The sequence below is a fragment of the Muriicola marianensis genome, assembly GCF_014638095.1.
Taxonomy (GTDB): Bacteria; Bacteroidota; Bacteroidia; order Flavobacteriales; family Flavobacteriaceae; genus Muriicola; species Muriicola marianensis.
This window is the reverse complement of sequence record NZ_BMFH01000003.1, coordinates 2,501-5,040: the sequence shown is the minus strand read 5'-3', so window position 1 is coordinate 5,040 and position 2,540 is coordinate 2,501. Positions and strand designations below refer to the sequence as shown.

Here is a 2,540-nt window from a genome sequence, read left to right as displayed (position 1 = left end):
AAAGCTTGCTTTTCTGATGACGAGTGGCGCACGGGTGCGCAACGCGTATAGAACCTACCCTGTACAGGGGGATAGCCCGGAGAAATTCGGATTAATACCCCGTAGTAATGATTACTGGCATCGGTGATCATTTAAAGTTTCGGCGGTACAGGATGGCTATGCGTCCTATTAGCTAGATGGTGAGGTAACGGCTCACCATGGCAGTGATAGGTAGGGGCCCTGAGAGGGGGATCCCCCACACTGGTACTGAGACACGGACCAGACTCCTACGGGAGGCAGCAGTGAGGAATATTGGACAATGGGCGAAGGCCTGATCCAGCCATGCCGCGTGCAGGAAGACAGCCCTATGGGTTGTAAACTGCTTTTATACGGGAAGAATAATGCCCACGTGTGGGCAGATGACGGTACCGTAAGAATAAGGACCGGCTAACTCCGTGCCAGCAGCCGCGGTAATACGGAGGGTCCGAGCGTTATCCGGAATCATTGGGTTTAAAGGGTCCGCAGGCGGGCGATTAAGTCAGGGGTGAAATGGTACGGCTCAACCGTAGCACTGCCCTTGATACTGGTTGTCTTGAGTCATAGTGGAGTGGCCGGAATATGTAGTGTAGCGGTGAAATGCATAGATATTACATAGAACACCGATCGCGAAGGCAGGTCACTAACTATCGACTGACGCTGATGGACGAAAGCGTGGGGAGCGAACGGGATTAGATACCCCGGTAGTCCACGCCGTAAACGATGGATACTAGCTGTCGGGTTTTCGGACTCGGCGGCCAAGCGAAAGTGATAAGTATCCCACCTGGGGAGTACGTTCGCAAGAATGAAACTCAAAGGAATTGACGGGGGCCCGCACAAGCGGTGGAGCATGTGGTTTAATTCGATGATACGCGAGGAACCTTACCAGGGCTTAAATGCAGAATGACAGGTTTAGAGATAGACTTTTCTTCGGACATTTTGCAAGGTGCTGCATGGTTGTCGTCAGCTCGTGCCGTGAGGTGTCAGGTTAAGTCCTATAACGAGCGCAACCCTTGCCGTCAGTTGCCAACAGGTAAAGCTGGGGACTCTGGCGGGACTGCCGGTGCAAACCGTGAGGAAGGTGGGGACGACGTCAAATCATCACGGCCCTTACGTCCTGGGCTACACACGTGCTACAATGGCCGGTACAGAGAGCAGCCATCCGGTAACGGAGAGCGAATCTATAAAACCGGTCACAGTTCGGATCGGGGTCTGCAACTCGACCCCGTGAAGCTGGAATCGCTAGTAATCGGATATCAGCCATGATCCGGTGAATACGTTCCCGGGCCTTGTACACACCGCCCGTCAAGCCATGGAAGCCGGGAGTGCCTGAAGTCCGTCACCGCAAGGAGCGGCCTAGGGCAAAATCGGTAACTAGGGCTAAGTCGTAACAAGGTAGCCGTACCGGAAGGTGCGGCTGGAACACCTCCTTTCTAGAGAATTGATGCATTAGCTGTAAGAAGCTCTCAATTGTAAACTGCCTTTCAAGGCGGTTCTGTGATGTCTTGAGTTAAGAGGAAGGATCTTTTTAGCTGTCTACCATTATTTTTTAATGCAGTCTCATAGCTCAGCTGGTTAGAGCGCTACACTGATAATGTAGAGGTCGGCAGTTCGAGTCTGCCTGAGACTACGATGTGCTCCGAAGCCTTGGGTTGGGAGTGCGATTAAGTTCATTGAAAGAAGGAAATTCTGGAGGTTGGAGCTACCGTCAACTGAAACAAGGGGCATGTAGCCTTCAATTTCAGGGATTCATAAGACGGGGAATTAGCTCAGCTGGCTAGAGCGCCTGCCTTGCACGCAGGAGGTCATCGGTTCGACTCCGATATTCTCCACTACAGGTCCTTTTTAAGGATCCGCTTACCGCCTAAAAAGGGCAAAGAGAGAAGCGTAAGTGTAACGTTCATTGACATATTGGGATAGGGTTTGTAGTTTGATTCTTGTCAGTTTCGGCTGATAGGGATAGAATTACAGACTTTGTAAAGACACGAATTTAAATTTTAAGAGTAATAGGATGTGCTTTTAGCATATCTTTTATTAGAGCGAAATAGAATACGAGGCATAAGGCGACAAGCTAATTAAGGGCGTATGGGGAATGCCTAGGCTCTCAGAGGCGAAGAAGGACGTGATAAGCTGCGAAAAGCTGCGGGGATCGGCACATACGAATTGATCCGCAGGTATCCGAATGGGGCAACCCGGCTGGTTGAAGGCCAGTCATGCCGTAAGGCAAGCAAACCCGGTGAACTGAAACATCTAAGTAGCCGGAGGAGGAGAAAACAATAGTGATTCCGTGAGTAGTGGCGAGCGAAAGCGGATTAGCCCAAACCGATGTTGTTTCGGCAATATCGGGGTTGTAGGACCACGACATCTAATGCGTTACCGAACTGGAACCGTCTGGAAAGTCGGACCATAGAGGGTGATAGTCCCGTATGGGTAAGGTGCGTAATTAGTAGTGGTATCCTGAGTAGTGCGGGGCACGTGAAACCCTGTATGAATCTGGCGGGACCATCCGCCAAGGCTAAATACTC

General features: G+C 51.1%; 2 tRNA genes and 2 rRNA genes (1 of these 4 cut by a window edge). All 4 read left to right on the top strand.

Annotation, left to right across the window (positions count from 1 at the left end):
- Window positions 1–1,448: ribosomal RNA gene (locus IEV19_RS13810) — 16S ribosomal RNA — on the top strand; the annotation flags it as partial.
- A 123-nt stretch (window positions 1,449–1,571) separates the two neighbouring features.
- Window positions 1,572–1,645: transfer RNA gene (locus tag IEV19_RS13805), tRNA-Ile, on the top strand.
- 128 nt (window positions 1,646–1,773) lie between these two features.
- A tRNA-Ala gene (locus IEV19_RS13800) sits at window positions 1,774–1,847 on the top strand.
- A gap of 232 nt (window positions 1,848–2,079) precedes the next feature.
- Window positions 2,080–2,540: ribosomal RNA gene (locus tag IEV19_RS13795) — 23S ribosomal RNA — on the top strand; it runs 2,378 nt beyond the window's last position.